Origin of the sequence: Klebsiella sp. P1CD1, from assembly GCF_003790505.1 — a bacterium.
Classification (GTDB): domain Bacteria; phylum Pseudomonadota; class Gammaproteobacteria; order Enterobacterales; family Enterobacteriaceae; genus Klebsiella; species Klebsiella variicola.
On the sequence record NZ_CP033631.1, the window covers coordinates 1,073,908 to 1,094,208 of the forward strand.

At 57.7% G+C, this 20,301-nt stretch carries 13 protein-coding genes; 10 read left to right on the forward strand and 3 right to left on the reverse strand.

Annotated features, from left to right (window positions below):
* Positions 1-7: 7 nt before the first annotated feature.
* Positions 8-1,348, forward strand: coding sequence for a glucarate dehydratase (gudD, locus tag DTA24_RS05410; protein ID WP_008806250.1), 1,341 nt, complete (start codon positions 8-10; stop codon positions 1,346-1,348).
* Positions 1,349-1,419: 71 nt separating this feature from the next.
* The gene (locus DTA24_RS05415) at positions 1,420-2,559 is read left to right on the forward strand and encodes a glycerate kinase (RefSeq protein ID WP_008806249.1); all 1,140 of its coding nucleotides are present in this window, start codon (positions 1,420-1,422) and stop codon (positions 2,557-2,559) included.
* A gap of 157 nt (positions 2,560-2,716) precedes the next feature.
* On the opposite strand, the gene barA is transcribed toward DTA24_RS05415, so the two are convergent.
* Positions 2,717-5,467 (reverse strand): two-component sensor histidine kinase BarA, encoded by a 2,751-nt coding sequence (gene barA, locus DTA24_RS05425; RefSeq protein WP_012540726.1) that lies wholly within the window; start codon positions 5,465-5,467, stop codon positions 2,717-2,719.
* A 112-nt stretch (positions 5,468-5,579) separates the two neighbouring features.
* On the opposite strand from barA, the gene rlmD reads away from it, so the two are divergent.
* The 5 genes from rlmD (at position 5,580) to eno (ending at position 13,733) form a co-directional block, all read left to right on the forward strand.
* Entirely contained in the window at positions 5,580-6,884 is a 1,305-nt protein-coding gene (rlmD, locus tag DTA24_RS05430) for a 23S rRNA (uracil(1939)-C(5))-methyltransferase RlmD (protein WP_032731167.1), read from the forward strand.
* Between the two features lie 121 nt (positions 6,885-7,005).
* Positions 7,006-9,243, forward strand: a complete 2,238-nt coding sequence (gene relA / locus DTA24_RS05435) for a GTP diphosphokinase (protein WP_008806246.1) — start codon at positions 7,006-7,008, stop codon at positions 9,241-9,243.
* Positions 9,244-9,644: 401 nt separating this feature from the next.
* On the forward strand, positions 9,645-10,436 hold the full coding sequence (gene mazG, locus DTA24_RS05445; protein ID WP_008806245.1) for a nucleoside triphosphate pyrophosphohydrolase: 792 nt from the start codon (positions 9,645-9,647) through the stop codon (positions 10,434-10,436).
* A 280-nt stretch (positions 10,437-10,716) separates the two neighbouring features.
* Positions 10,717-12,354: a glutamine hydrolyzing CTP synthase gene (gene pyrG / locus DTA24_RS05450; RefSeq protein ID WP_008806244.1), complete on the forward strand. Its 1,638-nt coding sequence runs from the start codon at positions 10,717-10,719 to the stop codon at positions 12,352-12,354.
* Positions 12,355-12,434: 80 nt separating this feature from the next.
* Positions 12,435-13,733 carry a phosphopyruvate hydratase gene (gene eno, locus DTA24_RS05455; protein ID WP_008806243.1) on the forward strand — a complete coding sequence of 433 codons (1,299 nt, stop codon included), beginning with the start codon at positions 12,435-12,437 and terminating at the stop codon, positions 13,731-13,733.
* Positions 13,734-13,796: 63 nt separating this feature from the next.
* On the opposite strand, the gene DTA24_RS05460 is transcribed toward eno, so the two are convergent.
* A complete protein-coding gene (locus DTA24_RS05460; RefSeq protein WP_008806242.1) occupies positions 13,797-14,906 on the reverse strand; it encodes an SDR family oxidoreductase in 1,110 nt (369 codons plus the stop codon).
* 475 nt (positions 14,907-15,381) lie between these two features.
* Here DTA24_RS05460 and queE point away from each other — a divergent pair, with 475 nt between their 5' ends.
* Positions 15,382-16,053 (forward strand): 7-carboxy-7-deazaguanine synthase QueE, encoded by a 672-nt coding sequence (gene queE, locus DTA24_RS05465; protein WP_008806241.1) that lies wholly within the window; start codon positions 15,382-15,384, stop codon positions 16,051-16,053.
* A gap of 41 nt (positions 16,054-16,094) precedes the next feature.
* On the opposite strand, the gene queD is transcribed toward queE, so the two are convergent.
* Positions 16,095-16,460, reverse strand: coding sequence for a 6-carboxytetrahydropterin synthase QueD (queD, locus tag DTA24_RS05470; protein ID WP_004174641.1), 366 nt, complete (start codon positions 16,458-16,460; stop codon positions 16,095-16,097).
* A 316-nt stretch (positions 16,461-16,776) separates the two neighbouring features.
* Here queD and cysJ point away from each other — a divergent pair, with 316 nt between their 5' ends.
* Both cysJ and cysI read left to right on the forward strand, forming a co-directional pair.
* Positions 16,777-18,576 carry an NADPH-dependent assimilatory sulfite reductase flavoprotein subunit gene (cysJ, locus tag DTA24_RS05475; RefSeq protein WP_012540733.1) on the forward strand — a complete coding sequence of 600 codons (1,800 nt, stop codon included), beginning with the start codon at positions 16,777-16,779 and terminating at the stop codon, positions 18,574-18,576.
* A complete protein-coding gene (gene cysI / locus DTA24_RS05480; RefSeq protein WP_008806239.1) occupies positions 18,576-20,288 on the forward strand; it encodes an assimilatory sulfite reductase (NADPH) hemoprotein subunit in 1,713 nt (570 codons plus the stop codon). The genes cysJ and cysI overlap by 1 nt, the downstream gene beginning before the upstream one ends.
* Positions 20,289-20,301 lie beyond the last annotated feature (13 nt).

Sequence of the window (20,301 nt, forward strand, 5' to 3'; positions counted from 1 at the left end):
TGATGCTATGACGACTTTCACTTCAACGCCCGTTGTTACGACCATGCAGGTGATCCCGGTTGCCGGCCATGACAGCATGCTGATGAACCTGAGCGGCGCGCACGCCCCGTACTTCACCCGCAATATTGTGATTATCAAAGATAACGCCGGGCATACCGGCGTCGGCGAAATCCCCGGCGGCGAAAAAATCCGCCAGACCCTGGAAGATGCCGCGCCGCTGGTGGTGGGCAAAACGCTGGGCGAGTACAAGAATGTGCTGGGCGCGGTGCGCAACCAGTTTGCCGACCGCGACGCCGGGGGCCGCGGCCTGCAGACCTTCGACCTGCGTACCACCATTCACGTGGTAACCGGGATTGAAGCGGCGCTGCTGGACCTGCTGGGCCAGCACCTTGGCGTCAATGTCGCTTCCCTGCTTGGCGATGGCCAGCAGCGCAGCGAAGTCGAAATGCTGGGCTATCTGTTCTTTGTCGGCAACCGCCACGCCACGCCGCTGGCCTATCAGAGCCAGCCGGATGAGCAGTGCGAGTGGTATCGCCTGCGCCATGAAGAGGCGATGACGCCGGATGCGGTGGTCCGCCTGGCGGAAGCGGCGTATGAAAAATATGGCTTCAACGACTTTAAGCTGAAGGGCGGCGTGCTGGCCGGTTTTGAAGAAGCTGAGGCGATCAGCGCCCTGGCGAAACGCTTCCCGAATGCCCGCGTCACTCTCGACCCGAACGGCGCCTGGCTGCTGGAGGAAGCCATCCAGATTGGTAAACAGCTGAAGGGCGTGCTGGCCTATGCGGAAGACCCATGCGGCGCCGAACAAGGTTTCTCTGGCCGCGAAGTGATGGCCGAGTTCCGCCGCGCGACGGGCCTGCCGACCGCGACCAATATGATCGCCACCGACTGGCGACAGATGGGCCATACCTTGTCCCTGCAGTCGGTGGATATCCCGCTGGCGGACCCGCACTTCTGGACCATGCAGGGGTCGGTGCGTGTGGCGCAGATGTGCCATGAGTTCGGCCTGACCTGGGGATCGCACTCCAATAACCACTTCGACGTGTCGCTGGCGATGTTCACCCATGTCGCGGCAGCGGCGCCGGGCAAAATCACCGCGATTGATACCCACTGGATTTGGCAGGAGGGCAACCAGCGTCTGACCAAACAACCTTTTGAAATCAAAGGCGGTATGGTGCAGGTACCGAGTACCCCGGGCCTGGGGGTTGAGCTGGATATGGACCGCGTGATGCAGGCAAATGAGCTATATAAGAAACATGGTCTTGGCGCCCGCGACGATGCGATGGCGATGCAGTATCTGATCCCGGGCTGGACCTTTGACAACAAGCGTCCATGCATGGTGCGCTAAAAGGCCGCCGGCCTCTGCGGGGCCGGCATTGCGCGACAGCGCCAGGGGTTGGCTCAGAGTAAGGACAGCACATGAAAATAGTGATCGCACCGGATTCCTGGAAGGAGAGTCTGAGCGCGCTGGAAGTGGCCACGGCGATAGAGCAAGGCTTTCGCGAGATTTATCCTGACGCGGAGTACGTCAAGCTGCCGGTTGCCGACGGTGGTGAAGGGACGGTGGAAGCCATGGTGGCGGCGACCGGCGGGCATCAGGTTCCGCTGACGGTCACCGGGCCGCTGGGTGAACCGGTTGAGGCATTTTATGGGCTGTCCGGCGATCGCCAGTGCGCCTTTATCGAAATGGCGGCAGCCAGCGGGCTGGAGAGCGTCCCGCCGGCGCAGCGTAATCCGCTGCTGACCACTTCCTGGGGAACCGGGGAGCTGATCCGACACGCGCTGGACGCCGGCGTGCGACAGATCATTATTGGCATTGGCGGCAGTGCGACCAATGACGGCGGCGCCGGGATGGCGCAGGCGCTGGGGGCGAAACTGTTGACCGCCGACGGCCAGCAAATCGCCTCCGGGGGCGGCGCGCTGGAGACGCTGGCGCGTATCGACCTTAGCGAACTCGATCCGCGGCTGGCAGATTGCCGGATTGAGGTTGCCTGCGACGTCACCAACCCGCTAACCGGCCCGCAGGGGGCCAGCGCGGTGTTTGGCCCGCAAAAAGGGGCGACGACGCAGATGATCGACCGCCTCGACAGCGGCCTGCTGCACTATGCCCGGATAATCGCCCGTGATTTAGATATCGATGTGCTGAGCCTGGAAGGCGGTGGCGCGGCGGGCGGCATGGGGGCGGCGCTGTATGCGTTTTGTGGCGCAACGCTGCGCCCGGGCATTGAGATCGTCACCGATGCGCTGCAGCTGGCGACGCGGGTGGCGGATGCCGATTTAGTGATCACCGGCGAAGGGCGTATCGATAGCCAGACGATCCACGGCAAGGTGCCGGTGGGGGTAGCTAAGGTGGCGAAGCGTTTTAACGTTCCGGTGATTGGGATTGCCGGCAGCCTTACCGCCGATGTCGGGGTGGTGCATCAGCACGGACTGGATGCGGTATTCAGCGTGTTATATACCATCTGTACCCTGGATGAAGCGCTGGCCAATGCCGCCGCCAACCTGCGGATGACGGCGCGTAACGTCGCCGCGGTTTTGCAGATGGGCGATAAGCGGTAACCCGGCTGGCGCAGTGGTATTTGTAACCCGGATAAGGTGCGTAGCACCGCGATCCGGGAACCATCCCCGGTGGCGCTTACGCTTACCGGGGCTACCAACCGAATACCGGACCGTAGGGCGTAGCCTGGATGAGGCGCGTAGCGCCGCTATCCGGGGTTTACACGCCCATCCGGCACGCTTCGCGGGCCACATTATCCATCTCGTCTAACAGCTCGAGCAGCTCCGGCTCCAGGTCCTCGGCGGCGGTACCCGACCGCAGCTGGCTCTCCAGGGTGTGGCACAGCTTTTTCAACCGCGGCACGCCGCTGTAGCTGCAGCTGCCGTGCAGCTTGTGGATCAGATCCACCAGCCCTTCCGGCTGCTCGCCCACCAGCTGCTCTTCCACTTTATTACGCACCTCCGGCATAAAGGCGATCAGCATCTGCAGCATCTCCCGCGCCAGATCCGGCTTCATGGCGGCCTGACGCAGCGCCAGCTGCCAGTCAAGCGTCAGGTTATGGTCGATGACCGGCTCTGCGGGCGGTAGCGCCGCCGGAGCGACGCTGAGCAGGCCGGGCTGATAGCGCAGCAGCAGAGCGTGCAGTTTCTCTTCTTCGATTGGCTTCGCCAGATAATCGTTCATGCCGGCGCTCAACAGCTTCTCCCGCTGGCCCTCCAGGGCGTGCGCGGTGACCGCAATCACCGGGGTTTGCTGATGATGCGACAGATGATGAATCAGCTCGCAGGCGCGGATGCCGTCCATATCCGGCATCTGAATATCCATCAGGATCAGATCCATCTGCAGCCGCTTGGCCTGGTCCACGGCCTGCTGGCCGCTGTCGCAGAGGATCACCTGCTGCACAAGGTCGTCCAGCAGGGCGCCAATCAGCTTCAGGTTAGCCGGATTGTCGTCGACGGCCATCACGGTCATCGGCAGCTTATGGCTGTCGGTTTGCGTCAACGGCGCGGAAGCCGGCGCATGATTGGTGGCCACCAGCGCCGGCAGCAGGCGGGTGGTAGTGAGCGGTTTCAACAGGCAGGCAGCGACGCCGTCGCGCTTCAGGGCTTCGGCGCTGACCTGGGCATGACATGGCAGAGCAAGCAGCACGTTGTCAGACATCGCGCAGGCTTTGACTAATTTTTCCCGATGCGGCGACAAATCGCGCATTGAGACCGGGATGCCGACCAGCAGAATGTCGTACTGCGCTTCCGCCAGCGAGGAGAAGGTAGGGCTGTAGATCACCTCCAGCGGCGTGGCGGCCAGCATCTCCAGCGTACATTGCGCCGCCGTCGCGTTGGCTTCCACATAGGCCAGACGTTTGCCCGTCAGCCCGTCGGTGTTCAGCATATCCGGAATGGCGTTCGGGTTGAGATCAAGGCTGATATGGAACCAGAAGGTGGAGCCGCGGTTCGGCTGACTGTGGAACGAAATATCGCCGCCCATCTCTTTGACCAGACGCTGGGTGATCACCAGCCCAAGCCCGGTGCCGCCGTGCCGGCGTGAAATGCTGGCATCGGCCTGACGGAAGGCTTGGAACAGTCGGGACTGGTCGCGCTCGGGGATGCCGATGCCGGTATCGTGGATCTGAATTTCGATCTGTACCCGCGAGTTGCTGATGGCCCGCTGCTCCACCAGCACGTCGATATTGCCGTGCTCGGTGAATTTAATCGCATTGCCCACGAGGTTGGTCACAATCTGCTGCAGACGGAGCGGATCGCCAATGACGTTATCCGGCACATTGTTCTTAATGTTCAGCGTCAGCTCCAGCCCTTTATCGTGCGCGGAATGCGCCAGCAGGGTGACCACTTCATCAAGCGAGGTGCGCAGCAGGAACGGAATACTCTCCAGAATCAGCTTCCCGGCTTCCAGCTTGGAAAAGTCGAGCACGTCATTGATGATCGCCAGCAGATTATTGGCCGAACGTTCGATGGTGGTAAGGTGGTCGCGCTGCGTGGCGTTGAGATCGGTTTTCAGCGTCAGGCGGGTAAAGCCGATCACCCCATTGAGCGGGGTGCGCAGCTCGTGGGACATATTGGCCAGGAACTCAGACTTAATGCGCGCCGCCTCCTGGGCGCGCTTTTTCGCCAGGTCCAGCTCAACGTTCTGGATCTCCATCTGCTCAAGGGTTTCCCGCAGATCGGAGGTCGCCTGGTCGACGTTGTGCTGCATCTCCTCATGGTAGGCCGCCAGCGACATGGCCATCGAGTTAATGCCGTTTTTCAACATATCCAGTTCGCCGAGCATAAAACCCTCGACCCGGCTGTCCAGCTGTCCGCGGCGGATGCGGTCGACGGTGTTGACCATATTGCGGATAGGCCCGGTGACGTCGCGCATCAGGCGCCAGCCGAAGATCAGCGCGATGCCAATGCAGAACAGCATCATCACACTGGAGATGAAAATCTCTTTGTACTGCTGGAGGCGGACTGATTTCAGATCCAGCTCCAGCGCGACGTAGCCCAGCATATTGCCCGGCATTTTGGCGTCAGATTCGGGGGACTCATCGGGCGAATAGCTTTCCGAGACGATCGGCGTGCGCAGGATCATGATGTCGCCGTCGCGGATGACGCTGAGATGGCGGGGAAATGCCTCGCCTTTCGGGATCTGCAGTTCGCTGGGGTTGAGCTGGTAATTGGAGGTGACAAACAGCCGGTTATGCGAATCATACACCGAGATGGCCCGCACGATCTCCGAATGACGCCGATGCAGGACGCTGATCAGCTGGCCGATGGATTCGCGGTTTTGCAAATTCATCCCATATTCGCTGGAGACCGCCAGCGGCTCAATAATGCTGGCGCCGGCGTCCTCCAGCTGGCGTTGCAGGTCGTTATAACGATGAGCGACAAAGAAAATACTGAGCAACAGCCCAATCAGGACGGTTGGCGCCAGTATCAGAATCATCATGCGAGCACGCAGGCTGTAGTTGGTCATGCGGTTCCATTATGGGAGAATATAGACATCATCGTTCTGTGCGCGTCGGTGCGCTTCGCGGCACTGCCGCCCTGAACGAGCTCGTTTTATTTGATTGAGACAACTCTCTACGATGGCGCAATTCTACTCTGCAAAACGGCGTGTGACGACGCGCCAGATCATAACCGTTACAGTCAATGACCTCGATCCCTTTGGTCAGGGCGTTGCCCGCCACCAGGGGAAGGCGCTGTTCGTGAGCGGTGTGCTGCCGCAGGAGCAGGCCGAGGTGGTGCTGGTGGAAGACAAAAAACAGTACGCCCGCGCCCAGGTGAAACGCCGTCTAACCGACAGCCCGCAGCGCCAGGCGCCGCGCTGCCCGCATTTTGGCGTCTGCGGCGGCTGCCAACAACAGCATGCCAGCGTCGCGCTTCAGCAGCAAAGTAAACGCGCCGCGCTGGCGCGGCTGATGAAGCGTGAGGTGGATGAGGTCATCGCCGGCGTGCCGTGGGGCTACCGCCGTCGCGCGCGCTTAAGCTTGAATTATCAACCAAAGACCCAACAATTGCAGATGGGTTTTCGCCAGGCCAACGCCAAAGCGATCGTCGATGTGGTGCAATGCCCTGTTTTGGTGCCCCAACTTGAGGCATTGCTGCCTGCCGTGCGCGAGTGCTTAAGCGCGCTGAGCGCATTACGCCACCTCGGCCACGTCGAGCTGGTGCAGGCGGACAACGGCCCGCTGATGGTGCTGCGCCATACCGCCGCGCTGCCAGCGGGCGACAGGGAAAAACTGGAACGCTTTTCGCAAACTCACGGTCTTTCTCTGTACCTCGCGCCGCAAAGCGAGATACTGGAACATATTCATGGCGAAGCGCCATGGTACACCTCAGACGGACTACGCTTAGTGTTCAGTCCGCGGGATTTTATCCAGGTCAACGACGGCGTGAATCAGCAGATGGTGCGTACTGCGCTGGAATGGCTGGATCTGCGGCCGGAGGACCGGGTGCTGGATCTGTTCTGCGGGATGGGTAACTTTACCCTGCCGCTGGCGACGCGAGCCGCCCAGGTGGTGGGGGTGGAAGGGGTGCCCGCGCTGGTAGAAAAGGGGCGGGAAAACGCCGCCCTCAATGGTTTATCAAATGTCACTTTCTTCCATGAAAATCTGGAAGAGGATGTCACCCGTCAGGCCTGGGCGAAGCACGGCTTTGATAAAGTGCTGCTGGACCCGGCCCGCGCCGGCGCGCCGGGCGTGATGCCGCATATTATAAAACTGGCACCGCGGCGGGTGGTGTATGTTTCCTGCAACCCGGCGACGCTGGCGCGAGACAGCGAAACCCTGTTGCAGGCTGGATATCAGATTCAACGCCTGGCGATGCTGGATATGTTCCCGCATACCGGTCATCTGGAATCAATGGTGTTGTTTGAGCGCAGGCTTACATAAGGTCATTCACAACGTCGCAGAAGAGCCACCCTGGCCGTCAATGCTGACGCGACCTGCAGGATGACATGTAGAAAGTTGAGGCTTGCCGACTTCGGCAGGCCGGTCCCTTAAGGAGAGGACAATGGTTGCGGTAAGAAGTGCACATCTTAATAAAGCTGGTGAATTTGACCCGAAGAAATGGATCGCGAGTCTGGGGATTTCCAGCCAGCAGTCGTGTGAGCGCTTAGCCGAAACCTGGGATTATTGTCGCGAAAAAACGCAAGGACACCCGCAGGCAGACCTGCTGCTGTGGCGTGGCGTCGAAATGGTGGAGATTCTGTCCACCCTGAGTATGGATCTCGATACGCTGCGCGCGGCGCTGTTGTTCCCACTGGCGGACGGTGAAGTCGTTAGTGAAGAGGTCATGCAGGAGAGCGTGGGTAAATCGGTCGTGACCCTGATTCACGGGGTGCGGGACATGGCCGCTATCCGCCAGCTAAAAGCCACCCATAACGACTCGGTATCTTCCGAGCAGGTGGATAACATTCGCCGCATGCTGCTGGCGATGGTTGACGATTTCCGCTGCGTGGTCATCAAGCTTGCTGAGCGGATCGCGCATCTGCGCGAGGTCAAAGACGCGCCGGAAGATGAACGCGTGCTGGCGGCGAAAGAGTGCACCAATATCTATGCGCCGCTGGCGAACCGCTTAGGTATCGGCCAGCTGAAGTGGGAGCTGGAAGATTACTGCTTCCGTTATCTGCATCCGGCAGAATACAAGCGCATTGCTAAACTGCTCCACGAACGCCGTATCGACCGTGAGCATTACATCGACGAGTTCGTCGGCCACCTGCGCTCGGAGATGAAAGCCGAAGGCGTCAAGGCGGAAGTCTATGGCCGGCCGAAGCACATCTACAGCATCTGGCGCAAAATGCAGAAAAAACACCTCGCGTTTGACGAGCTGTTTGACGTTCGCGCGGTGCGCATCGTGGCCGAGCGTTTGCAGGATTGTTACGCCGCGCTGGGGATCGTCCATACCCACTATCGTCACCTGCCGGATGAATTCGATGACTACGTGGCCAACCCGAAACCCAACGGCTATCAGTCTATTCATACCGTGGTGCTGGGCCCGAGCGGCAAGACGGTGGAGATTCAAATTCGCACCCGGCAGATGCATGAAGATGCTGAGCTTGGCGTGGCTGCGCACTGGAAGTACAAAGAGGGGGCGGGAGCGGGCACCGGCGGTGGCCGTGGCTATGAGGACCGCATCGCCTGGCTGCGTAAGCTGATTGCCTGGCAGGAAGAGATGGCCGACTCTGGCGAAATGCTCGACGAAGTGCGCAGTCAGGTTTTCGACGATCGGGTGTATGTCTTTACACCGAAAGGCGACGTGGTGGACCTGCCGGCGGGGTCGACGCCGCTCGACTTTGCCTACCATATCCACAGCGACGTCGGCCATCGCTGCATCGGCGCCAAAATTGGCGGCCGTATCGTGCCGTTCACCTATCAGCTGCAGATGGGCGATCAGATTGAAATTATTACCCAGAAGCAGCCGAACCCGAGCCGCGACTGGCTGAACCCTAACCTCGGCTACGTGACCACCAGTCGCGGACGCTCGAAGATCCACGCCTGGTTCCGTAAACAGGACCGCGACAAGAATATTCTCGCTGGTCGGCAGATCCTCGACGACGAGCTGGAGCATCTGGGCATCAGTCTTAAGGATGCGGAAAAACACCTGCTGCCGCGCTACAACTTCAACGAGCTCGATGAACTGCTGGCTGCCATTGGCGGCGGCGATATCCGTCTCAACCAGATGGTCAATTTCCTGCAGGCGCAGTTCAATAAACCGAGCGCCGCTGAGCAGGATGCGGCCGCGCTGAAGCAGCTGCAGCAGAAAACCTACGCCCCACAGAACCGCACCAAGGACAATGGCCGGGTGGTGGTGGAAGGGGTAGGCAACCTGATGCACCATATTGCCCGCTGCTGCCAGCCGATCCCGGGCGATGAGATCGTCGGCTTTATCACCCAGGGGCGCGGGATTTCCGTGCATCGCGCCGACTGCGATCAGCTGGCTGAACTGCAGTCGCATGCTCCGGAGCGCATCGTCGATGCGGTATGGGGTGAAAGCTACTCGGCGGGCTACTCGCTGGTGGTCAGGGTGGAGGCGAACGATCGCAGCGGTTTACTGCGCGATATCACCACCATCCTCGCCAATGAGAAGGTGAACGTGCTGGGTGTCGCCAGCCGCAGCGATACCCGTCAGCAGCTGGCAACCATCGATATGACCATTGAGATTTACAACCTGCAGGTGCTGGGCCGGGTGCTCGGTAAGCTCAACCAGGTGCCGGATGTGATCGACGCGCGCCGTCTGCACGGCGGTTAAGTCCTCTCCAGGCCAGGTCAATGAATGACCGCTGGGGCAATGGCTGCTGAAACTGCCGGCGTTGGCGGCCTCAAAATCGCTGAGACGTTCCCGGAAGGCAGGGGCAGCCCGCATGGATGCGGGCTGAGGGCCGTGTTTTGCAGGGACGCTGCCTCGGCCCGACCCGAAGCCTGCAGGGAAAAGTCGAAGGCACCGCGCAGCGGCGATTTTGCTGGCCGGAGCCCGGGGGTACAGGGGGCGGCGGCGACTGGCCGCCCCCTGTACCACAGGAGACATATGGCAGAACATTTACCGGGAGCGCAAAGTACGCTGGAGTCACACGTGAAAAACGCTTTTCCCGGGCTCAAAAGTTGCAAACCGATATCAATTTCTACCATTTTTTACATTTCCAGGATCCTCACATGACCCAAATCGACCGCCTGCTCGGCATTATGAAGCGCCTGCGCGACCCGGAAAACGGCTGCCCGTGGGATAAAGAGCAGACCTTTGCCACTATCGCCCCTTACACCCTTGAGGAGACCTACGAGGTCCTCGATGCTATCCAGCGGGAAGATTTTGACGACCTGCGCGGTGAGCTGGGCGATCTGCTGTTCCAGGTGGTGTTCTATGCGCAAATGGCGCAGGAAGAGGAACGCTTTAACTTTGACGATATCTGCGCTGCCATCAGCGATAAGCTGGAGCGTCGCCATCCCCATATTTTCGCTGATGCTACCGCAGGAAACAGCAGCGAAGTCCTGGCGCGCTGGGAGCAGATCAAAAGCGCGGAGCGGGCGGAAAAAGCCCAGCACTCGGCGCTGGACGATATACCCCATAGCCTGCCGGCGCTAATGCGTGCGCACAAAATTCAGCGCCGCTGCTCGGCGGTCGGTTTCGACTGGACCTCGCTGGGACCGGTGCTCGACAAGGTGCATGAAGAAATTGATGAAGTGATGCATGAAGCGCAGCAGGCGGTGGTGGATGAAGCAAAACTGGAAGAGGAAGTGGGCGATCTGCTGTTTGCCACGGTGAATTTATCCCGTCATTTAGGGGTCAAAGCCGAGGTGGCGCTGCAGAAAGCAAACCGCAAATTTGAGCGTCGCTTCCGCGAGGTCGAGCGCATTGTCGCCGCCCGCGGCCTGGAAATGACCGGCATCGACCTCGATACCATGGAAGAAGTGTGGCAGGAAGTAAAACGCCAGGAAACTGATCTCTAACGAGTTTTCGTGATCAAGCGCGATTTGTGTGATTTTATAAATAACAAGCGCTTGATTTACGTCAAAAACATTTCGCCAAAAGCGTCTATTTTCTCTTTCCGTTATGTCGTTGAAACACCATGTAGCCTGCCTCTTCGAGTTGTTCGAGTCGCAACACAGGTGCAACTTGAAGAACGAAGGGGAGGGGAAGAATGAAAGTTTGTGGCGTCACGCATGTTCGGGTATACTACTTTCCCGTCCTGGTTATTCCATCGTTTTACCCTAACTTCTCAGGTTCAGCATGACAACGAACTATATTTTTGTGACCGGCGGGGTCGTATCCTCTCTGGGTAAAGGCATTGCCGCAGCCTCCCTGGCAGCCATTCTTGAAGCCCGTGGTCTCAACGTGACCATCATGAAACTGGATCCGTATATCAACGTCGATCCGGGCACCATGAGCCCAATCCAGCATGGGGAAGTGTTCGTTACTGAAGACGGCGCAGAAACCGATCTGGACCTGGGCCACTATGAGCGTTTCATCCGTACCAAGATGACGCGTCGCAACAACTTCACCACCGGCCGTATCTACTCCGACGTACTGCGCAAAGAGCGCCGTGGCGACTATCTGGGTGCCACCGTTCAGGTTATTCCGCACATCACTAACGCTATCAAAGAGCGCGTACTGGCGGGCGGCGAAGGCCATGACGTCGTACTGGTGGAAATCGGCGGTACCGTAGGCGATATCGAATCCCTGCCGTTCCTCGAAGCCATTCGTCAGATGGCGGTAGAGATCGGCCGCGAGCATACCCTGTTTATGCACCTGACCCTGGTGCCGTACATGGCTGCTGCGGGCGAAGTCAAAACCAAGCCGACCCAGCACTCCGTGAAAGAGCTGCTCTCCATCGGTATCCAGCCAGATATCCTGATCTGCCGCTCAGACCGCGCGGTTCCGGCCAACGAACGAGCCAAAATTGCTTTGTTCTGTAACGTTCCGGAAAAGGCTGTGATTTCTCTGAAAGACGTCGATTCCATTTATAAAATTCCGGGCCTGTTGAAATCTCAGGGGCTGGACGATTATATTTGTAAACGATTCAGCTTAACTTGTCCGGAAGCAAACCTGGCCGAATGGGAACAGGTAATCTATGAAGAAGCCAATCCGGCAGGCGAAGTCACCATTGGTATGGTCGGTAAGTACATTGAACTGCCGGATGCCTACAAGTCGGTGATTGAAGCGCTGAAACACGGTGGTCTGAAAAACCGCGTGACCGTCAACATCAAGCTGATCGATTCGCAGGATGTGGAAACGCGCGGCGTCGAAATCCTCAAGGATTTAGATGCTATCCTTATCCCGGGCGGCTTCGGCTACCGCGGTGTGGAAGGTAAGATCGCCACCGCGCGCTATGCGCGTGAGAACAATATTCCTTATCTGGGCATCTGCCTGGGTATGCAGGTTGCGCTGATTGAGTTCGCGCGCAACGTAGCGGGTATGGAAAACGCCAACTCGACGGAATTTGTGCCAGACTGTAAATACCCGGTTGTGGCCCTGATTACCGAATGGCGTGACGAAGATGGCAACGTTGAAGTCCGCTCCGAGAAGAGCGATCTGGGCGGCACCATGCGCCTGGGCGCACAGCAGTGCCAGCTGGATGATGAATCTCTGGTGCGCCAGCTGTACGGCGAGCCGACCATCACCGAGCGCCATCGTCACCGCTACGAAGTCAACAACATGTTGTTGAAACCGATTGAAGCTGCTGGTCTGCGCGTTGCGGGCCGTTCCGGGGATGATCAGTTGGTCGAGATCATCGAAGTGCCGAACCATCCGTGGTTTGTTGCCTGCCAGTTCCACCCGGAGTTTACTTCGACGCCGCGTGATGGGCACCCGCTGTTTGCTGGCTTTGTGAAAGCCGCGAGCGAGTACCAGAAGCGTCAGGCGAAGTAAAAGAGTTAGAACGGCAATGCACCCAACTGGGTGCATTGTTTGTCTGGAGTTTTAGTTTAACTTGTACTGAGGAAAACCTAATGTCCAAAATCGTTAAAGTCATCGGTCGTGAAATCATCGACTCCCGTGGTAACCCGACTGTTGAAGCCGAAGTACACCTGGAAGGTGGTTTCGTCGGTATGGCAGCTGCTCCGTCAGGTGCTTCTACTGGTTCCCGCGAAGCGCTGGAACTGCGCGATGGCGACAAATCCCGTTTTCTGGGTAAAGGCGTAACCAAAGCTGTTGCTGCGGTAAACGGCCCGATCGCTCAGGCAATCCTGGGCAAAGATGCTAAAGATCAGGCTGGCATCGACAAGATCATGATCGACCTGGACGGTACTGAAAACAAATCTAACTTCGGTGCGAACGCTATCCTGGCTGTTTCTCTGGCAAACGCCAAAGCAGCTGCAGCGTCCAAAGGCCTGCCGCTGTACGCGCACATCGCGGAACTGAACGGCACTCCGGGCAAATACTCCATGCCGGTTCCGATGATGAACATCATCAACGGTGGTGAGCACGCTGACAACAACGTCGACATCCAGGAATTCATGATTCAGCCGGTTGGCGCGCCGACCCTGAAAGAAGCCGTACGCATGGGTTCTGAAGTGTTCCATCACCTGGCGAAAGTGCTGAAGTCCAAAGGCATGAACACTGCCGTTGGTGACGAAGGCGGCTACGCGCCGAACCTGGGTTCTAACGCCGAAGCACTGGCTGTTATCGCTGAAGCGGTTAAAGCTGCTGGCTACGAGCTGGGCAAAGACATCACCCTGGCGATGGACTGCGCAGCATCTGAATTCTACAAAGACGGTAAATACGTTCTGGCTGGCGAAGGCAACAAAGCGTTCACCTCTGAAGAGTTCACTCACTTCCTGGAAGACCTGACCAAACAGTACCCGATCGTCTCCATCGAAGATGGCCTGGACGAATCTGACTGGGACGGTTTCGCATACCAGACCAAAGTACTGGGCGACAAAATCCAGCTGGTTGGTGACGACCTGTTCGTAACCAACACCAAGATCCTGAAAGAAGGCATCGAAAAAGGCATCGCTAACTCCATCCTGATCAAATTCAACCAGATCGGTTCTCTGACCGAAACTCTGGCTGCCATCAAGATGGCGAAAGACGCTGGCTACACCGCTGTCATCTCTCACCGTTCTGGCGAAACTGAAGACGCGACCATCGCTGACCTGGCTGTCGGTACCGCTGCAGGCCAGATCAAAACCGGTTCTATGAGCCGTTCTGACCGCGTTGCTAAATACAACCAGCTGATTCGTATCGAAGAAGCGCTGGGTGAGCAAGCGCCGTTCAACGGTCGTAAAGAGATCAAAGGCCAGGCATAATCCTGTCTTTGTGAAATAATAATGCCAGCCTCAGGGCTGGCATTTTTTTTACCTCGTCGGCGATTATTTAAAATCGACGGCCATTTGCTGGGGGATCGACAGCCCGCGAGTGGTCTCCACGCAGCGGTCGATGTAATCCGTAAAACGCGGTGGTTTTGGCATTCCCATGCTCAACAGCTTGTCGTTACTAAAGCGCACATTCAACGTAGCGAACGCGCCATATAAGCGCATGGCTTTCAGCATCAGACGTTCATTGCATGGCCCAAATATCCCTTTCAGTTCACGACGCATTTTGACCAGCGTGTCATAGCTGACCTGGGCGTACTTATCCCCCACCGGGGCCTGTTCGAGGGCCTGAGCCATCGCCCGGTCGATTTCGGCAAACTTCACGCTATTCTCCTCCCCGGCAGAGATGTGCACCACTTCGCCGTGAGCCAGCGGCTGGTTAAGCAGCATCAGCAGGGCATCAGCGCAGTAGTCCACCGGGATGACATCGATTCGGTCCTCCATGGAACATAAAAATTTCTGCAGCATCAGCCCCATGCTGAACACCCAGAAAATACTGCTGGAAGGCCGGCAGCCGTGATGGGTATGACCCACCACGATAGAAGGGCGGGCAATGACCAGCGGCAGTGTAGGGCAATGCTGCTGCATCAACTGCTCGATGGTTGATTTCGAGTGGGTGTATTCCACCAGGTGCTCAGCGCGTTCCCGAAACTCCGCGCTTTCGGCGACCAGTGAATCCGGCTCAGGCGAACATGACATCGCTGTGCCGACGTGCAGAAAACGCTGCAGACCCTCAACCTGCGCCATCCGTTGCGCCAGGCGCAGCGTACCCTCAACGTTAACCTTCCAGATGAGCGGGTTGCTGCCAAACGAGGCGACAGCGGCGCAGTTGAGGACATGCGTCACCTGATCGAGGCGCGGATCGTTAAGAAAATGCTCCGGAGAAGCGAGATCGCCCAGCAGGATATGCTGCGGGTGAAGCATCGCCAGCTTCTCCTCGGCGATGTTGAACTTACGCATGTTCTCTTTGACCCGTTCGAGGCCTGCCTCGGGGCTATCAGCACGCACGAGCAGTAGCAGATCTAACCGGGTTTCCTGATGGAGTATTTTCTCTAACGCGGCACCGCCCAGAAACCCCGTAACGCCGGTAATTAATAATGTGGTCATAAACGCTATCTCATTATGGTTGGTCTGCGGGATTCTAGGCGGGCAAAAGTAAACGACGATTAAATAAAGAAGGGGCCCGATCAGGGATTTATTAAGACCAGTTTAAGGTTATTATCACCGGCGGATTGAATTGGACTCGCAGATCGGCCAGATAATTCACTCTTTCATGTATCAGTTTGTACATCACTGTATTTTAAGGTTTTTTATTTTGCTGTCTGGACCTTTTATTTTATCCTGAATGACAGGAATAACATTTTCTGTTACACATTTTCAGTCCACGTGTCAGAATATTAATTATTTTAATTCTTATCATGCTAATAAATTAAGCCAAAAGAAAAGATTGTTTCTTTAATCAATAATATTATTCCCGACACGGATATTGACGAAGGGGTAAAAAAGGGATCGCAGCGCAGGACAAGACCTGTGCGCTGAAATCTGCGATAATGGACGTTTATGACCCTAAACAGAGATGACTATGCAGTACCCGATTAACGAGATGTTCCAGACCCTGCAAGGCGAGGGTTACTTCACCGGCGTGCCTGCCATTTTTATTCGTCTGCAGGGATGCCCGGTAGGATGCGCGTGGTGCGACACTAAGCATACCTGGGACAAGCTGGCCGATCGGGAAGTGTCGTTGTTCAGCATCCTGGCGAAAACCAAAGAGAGCGATAAGTGGGGGCCGGCAAGCAGCGAGGATCTGCTGGCGATTATTGGGCGCCAGGGGTGGACTGCCCGCCACGTGGTCATTACCGGCGGTGAACCCTGCATTCATGATTTAACGCCGTTAACCTCGCTTCTGGAACAAAACGGCTTTAGCTGTCAGATTGAAACCAGCGGCACCCATGAAGTGCGCTGCAGCCACAACACCTGGGTGACGGTATCCCCGAAGGTTAATATGCGTGGCGGGTATGATGTGCTGTCGCAGGCTCTGCAGCGGGCGGATGAGATCAAGCATCCGGTAGGGCGCGTCCGCGACATCGAAGCGCTGGACGAACTGCTGGAAACGCTGAGCGATGACAAACCGCGGATCATCGCCCTGCAGCCGATCAGTCAGAAAGAAGACGCGACGCGCCTGTGTATCGACACCTGCATCGCCCGTAACTGGCGCCTGTCCATGCAGACGCACAAATATTTGAATATTGCCTGATAAAAAAGCCCGGCAGCGTACTGACCGGGCTTTTTTTTCGCTTACTCGCCGCGATAGACGCAGCCAGCGGTGCAGGTCTCTTTGACCATCACGGCGCTCAGCAGCGGTACCCGCGGTTTCATCTCATCCCAGATCCATTTCGCCAGCACTTCGCTGGTGGGGTTTTCCAGACCGGGGATATCGTTCAGATAATAGTGGTCCAGGCGATCGTATGTCGGCTTGAAGGCGGCCTTCAGCTCGGCAAAATCCATGATCCACCCGGTATGGGGATCGACTTCACCGGTGATCTCCAGACGCACCATAAAGGAGTGGCCATGCAGGCGACCGCATTTGTGCCCTTCCGGGACGTGCGGCAGGTGGTGGGCGGCTTCGAAGGTGAAATCTTTAAACAGCGTGGTGGACATCATTGACTCTCAACAGGACGAAAAAAACCGCCGTAGGGTACCGGAAAGCACATTTTTTCGCATTAACTAAAACGGCCCTGAACAGAAAATGGACACATTTATCTGGGTTATCTGAATTAAATGGTTATATTTCATGTGGTTATTTAATCGATTTTGTTGTTAATAACTACAACTAAAACAGGTTAGTCCATTTGGTTATTTATTATTTCCATCCCTTCTTTAATTGTTACTATCAGCACCGTTACCCTTCTATTCTCTTCTGTTTTTGTCGCGCTGACAGGGCGCGAACAACAGCTTTGCTTACTGGAACAAACGACGCATGACGACACAGGCCACACCTTCCAACTTGCTGCCGCTCAACCCGGAGCAACTGGCGCGCCTTCAGGCGGCCACCACTGACTTCACGCCCACTCAGCTTGCCTGGGTGTCTGGCTATTTCTGGGGCGTGCTGAATCAGCAGTCCGGCGCGGCTGTGGCCGTTCCTGCCCAGGCCGCTGAGGTGCCCTCGATCACGCTGATTTCCGCCTCGCAAACCGGCAATGCCCGCCGCGTCGCCGAAGCGCTGCGCGACGATCTGCTGGCAGCGAAGCTGAACGTGAAGCTGGTGAATGCAGGCGATTATAAATTCAAACAAATTGCTGCGGAAAAACTGCTGGTGGTCGTGACGTCCACCCAGGGGGAAGGTGAGCCGCCGGAAGAAGCGGTCGCATTGCATAAGTTCCTGTTCTCGAAAAAAGCGCCGAAGCTGGACGGGACCGCGTTCGCTGTCTTTGGCCTCGGCGATACTTCTTATGAATTCTTCTGCCAGTCCGGCAAAGATTTCGACAGCAAGCTGGCCGAGCTCGGCGCAGAACGCCTGCTCGATCGCGTCGATGCCGACGTCGAATATCAGACCGCGGCTGCGGAATGGCGCGCGCGCGTTGTTGAGGTGCTGAAGGCCCGTGCGCCAGTTGCCGCGCCCGCTCAGCTGGCCACCAGCGGCGCGGTGAACGACATCCATACCAGCCCGTACACCAAAGAGGCTCCGCTGTCGGCGACCTTGTCGGTCAACCAGAAAATCACTGGCCGCGATTCCGAAAAAGATGTGCGCCATATCGAAATTGACCTCGGTGATTCCGGTCTGCGCTATCAGCCGGGCGACGCGCTGGGCGTCTGGTATCAAAACGATCCTCAGCTGGTCAAAGAGCTGGTGGAGCTGCTGTGGCTGAAGGGCGACGAGCCGGTAACCGTTGATGGCAAAACTCTGCCGCTGGCGGAAGCGCTGGAGTGGCATTTTGAGCTGACGGTTAACACCGCGACTATCGTCGAAAACTACGCCACCCTGACCCGCAGCGAATCGCTGCTGCCGCTGGTGGGCGATAAAGCTCAGCTGCAGCAGTATGCTGCTGCGACGCCGATCGTCGATATGGTCCGTTTCTCGCCGGCGCAGCTGGACGCCGAGGCGTTAATCGGTCTGCTGCGTCCGCTGACGCCGCGCCTGTACTCCATTGCCTCCTCACAGGCGGAAGTGGAGAGCGAAGTGCATGTCACCGTGGGCGTGGTGCGCTATGAAATTGAAGGTCGCGCCCGGGCTGGCGGTGCCTCCAGCTTCCTCGCCGACCGTGTGGAAGAAGATGGCGAAGTCCGCGTCTTTATAGAACACAATGACAACTTCCGTCTGCCGGCTAACCCGGAGACGCCGGTGATCATGATTGGCCCGGGCACCGGCATTGCGCCGTTCCGCGCCTTTATGCAGCAGCGCGCAGCGGACGGGGCGCAAGGCAAGAACTGGTTGTTCTTCGGCAACCCGCACTTCACTGAAGATTTCCTCTATCAGGTAGAGTGGCAGAGCTATGTGAAGGAAGGTCTGCTGACCCGTATTGACCTGGCCTGGTCCCGCGATCAACAACAAAAAGTCTATGTACAGGACAAACTGCGCGAGCAGGGGGCCGAGCTCTGGCGCTGGATCAATGATGGCGCCCACATTTATGTCTGCGGCGACGCCAATCGTATGGCGAAAGACGTGGAACATACTTTACTGGAAGTGATTGCCGAATACGGCGCGATGGACGCCGAAGCGGCGGACGAATTTTTAAGTGAGCTGCGCGTTGAGCGCCGTTATCAGCGAGATGTCTACTAATGAGCGAAAAACATCCGGGGCCTTTAGTGGTCGAAGGTAAACTGACCGATGCCGAGCGCATGAAGCTTGAGAGCAACTACCTGCGCGGCACCATTGCGGAAGATTTAAACGACGGTCTGACCGGCGGTTTTAAAGGCGATAACTTCCTGCTGATCCGTTTCCACGGCATGTACCAGCAGGACGATCGCGATATCCGCGCGGAACGCGCCGCCCAGAAGCTGGAGCCGCGCCATGCGATGCTGCTGCGCTGCCGTCTGCCGGGCGGGGTGATCACCACCACCCAGTGGAAGGCGATCGATAAGTTTGCCGCGGACAACACCATTTACGGCAGTATTCGTCTGACCAACCGGCAGACCTTCCAGTTCCACGGCATTCTGAAAAAAAACGTCAAGCCGGTGCATCAGATGCTGCACTCGGTGGGGCTGGACGCGCTGGCCACCGCCAACGATATGAACCGTAATGTGCTGTGCACCTCCAACCCGTACGAGTCGCAGCTGCACGCTGAGGCCTACGAGTGGGCGAAAAAGATCTCCGAGCATCTGCTGCCGCGTACCCGCGCTTATGCCGAGATCTGGCTGGATCAGAAAAAGGTCGCCACTACTGACGAAGAGCCGATCCTCGGTCAGACCTATCTGCCGCGTAAGTTTAAAACCACGGTGGTGATCCCGCCGCAGAACGATATCGATCTGCACGCTAACGACATGAACTTCGTGGCGATTGCCGAAAATGGCAAGCTGGTAGGCTTTAACCTGCTGGTGGGCGGCGGTCTCTCTATCGAACACGGCAACAAGAAAACCTACGCCCGCACGGCGAGCGAATTCGGTTATCTGCCGCTGGAGCATACTCTGGCGGTGGCGGAAGCGGTCGTGACTACCCAGCGCGACTGGGGCAACCGTACCGACCGTAAGAATGCGAAAACCAAGTACACCCTTGAGCGCGTTGGCGTCGAAACCTTCAAGGCGGAAGTGGAGCGCCGGGCCGGCATTAAGTTTGAGCCGATCCGCCCGTACGAATTCACCGGCCGTGGCGACCGCATCGGCTGGGTGAAGGGGATTGATGACAAATGGCACCTGACGCTGTTTATTGAAAACGGCCGCATTCTCGATTATCCGGGTCGTCCGCTGAAGACTGGCCTGCTGGAGATTGCTAAGATCCATAAAGGCGAATTCCGCATCACTGCCAACCAGAACCTGATCGTTGCCAGCGTACCGGAAGATCAGAAGGCGCGGATCGAGAAGCTGGCGCGGGATCATGGTCTGATGAATGCCGTTACTCCGCAGCGCGAAAACTCGATGGCCTGCGTCTCCTTCCCGACCTGCCCGTTGGCAATGGCGGAAGCCGAACGTTTCCTGCCGTCGTTTATCGACAAGGTGGAAGGGGTGATGAACAAGCACGGCGTGAGCGATGAGCATATCGTCACCCGGGTCACCGGCTGCCCGAACGGCTGCGGCCGCGCGATGCTGGCGGAAGTGGGACTGGTGGGCAAAGCGCCGGGGCGCTACAACCTGCACCTTGGCGGTAACCGCAGCGGCACCCGCATCCCGCGGATGTACCGTGAGAATATTACCGAGTCGGAAATTCTCGACTCGCTAGACGAACTGGTAGGGCGCTGGGCGAAAGAGCGCGAAGCGGGTGAAGGCTTCGGCGACTTTACGGTGCGTGCGGGCATCATTCGCCCGGTGCTCGACCCAGCCCGCGATTTCTGGGAATAACATCCTGGTGCCC

Coding starts and splice junctions, on each gene's coding strand:
- gudD (WP_008806250.1), top strand. CDS start 8: ATGACGACTTTCACTTCAACGCCCGTTGTTACGACCATGCAGGTGATC.
- DTA24_RS05415 (WP_008806249.1), top strand. CDS start 1,420: ATGAAAATAGTGATCGCACCGGATTCCTGGAAGGAGAGTCTGAGCGCG.
- barA (WP_012540726.1), bottom strand. CDS start 5,467: ATGACCAACTACAGCCTGCGTGCTCGCATGATGATTCTGATACTGGCG.
- rlmD (WP_032731167.1), top strand. CDS start 5,580: ATGGCGCAATTCTACTCTGCAAAACGGCGTGTGACGACGCGCCAGATC.
- relA (WP_008806246.1), top strand. CDS start 7,006: ATGGTTGCGGTAAGAAGTGCACATCTTAATAAAGCTGGTGAATTTGAC.
- mazG (WP_008806245.1), top strand. CDS start 9,645: ATGACCCAAATCGACCGCCTGCTCGGCATTATGAAGCGCCTGCGCGAC.
- pyrG (WP_008806244.1), top strand. CDS start 10,717: ATGACAACGAACTATATTTTTGTGACCGGCGGGGTCGTATCCTCTCTG.
- eno (WP_008806243.1), top strand. CDS start 12,435: ATGTCCAAAATCGTTAAAGTCATCGGTCGTGAAATCATCGACTCCCGT.
- DTA24_RS05460 (WP_008806242.1), bottom strand. CDS start 14,906: ATGACCACATTATTAATTACCGGCGTTACGGGGTTTCTGGGCGGTGCC.
- queE (WP_008806241.1), top strand. CDS start 15,382: ATGCAGTACCCGATTAACGAGATGTTCCAGACCCTGCAAGGCGAGGGT.
- queD (WP_004174641.1), bottom strand. CDS start 16,460: ATGATGTCCACCACGCTGTTTAAAGATTTCACCTTCGAAGCCGCCCAC.
- cysJ (WP_012540733.1), top strand. CDS start 16,777: ATGACGACACAGGCCACACCTTCCAACTTGCTGCCGCTCAACCCGGAG.
- cysI (WP_008806239.1), top strand. CDS start 18,576: ATGAGCGAAAAACATCCGGGGCCTTTAGTGGTCGAAGGTAAACTGACC.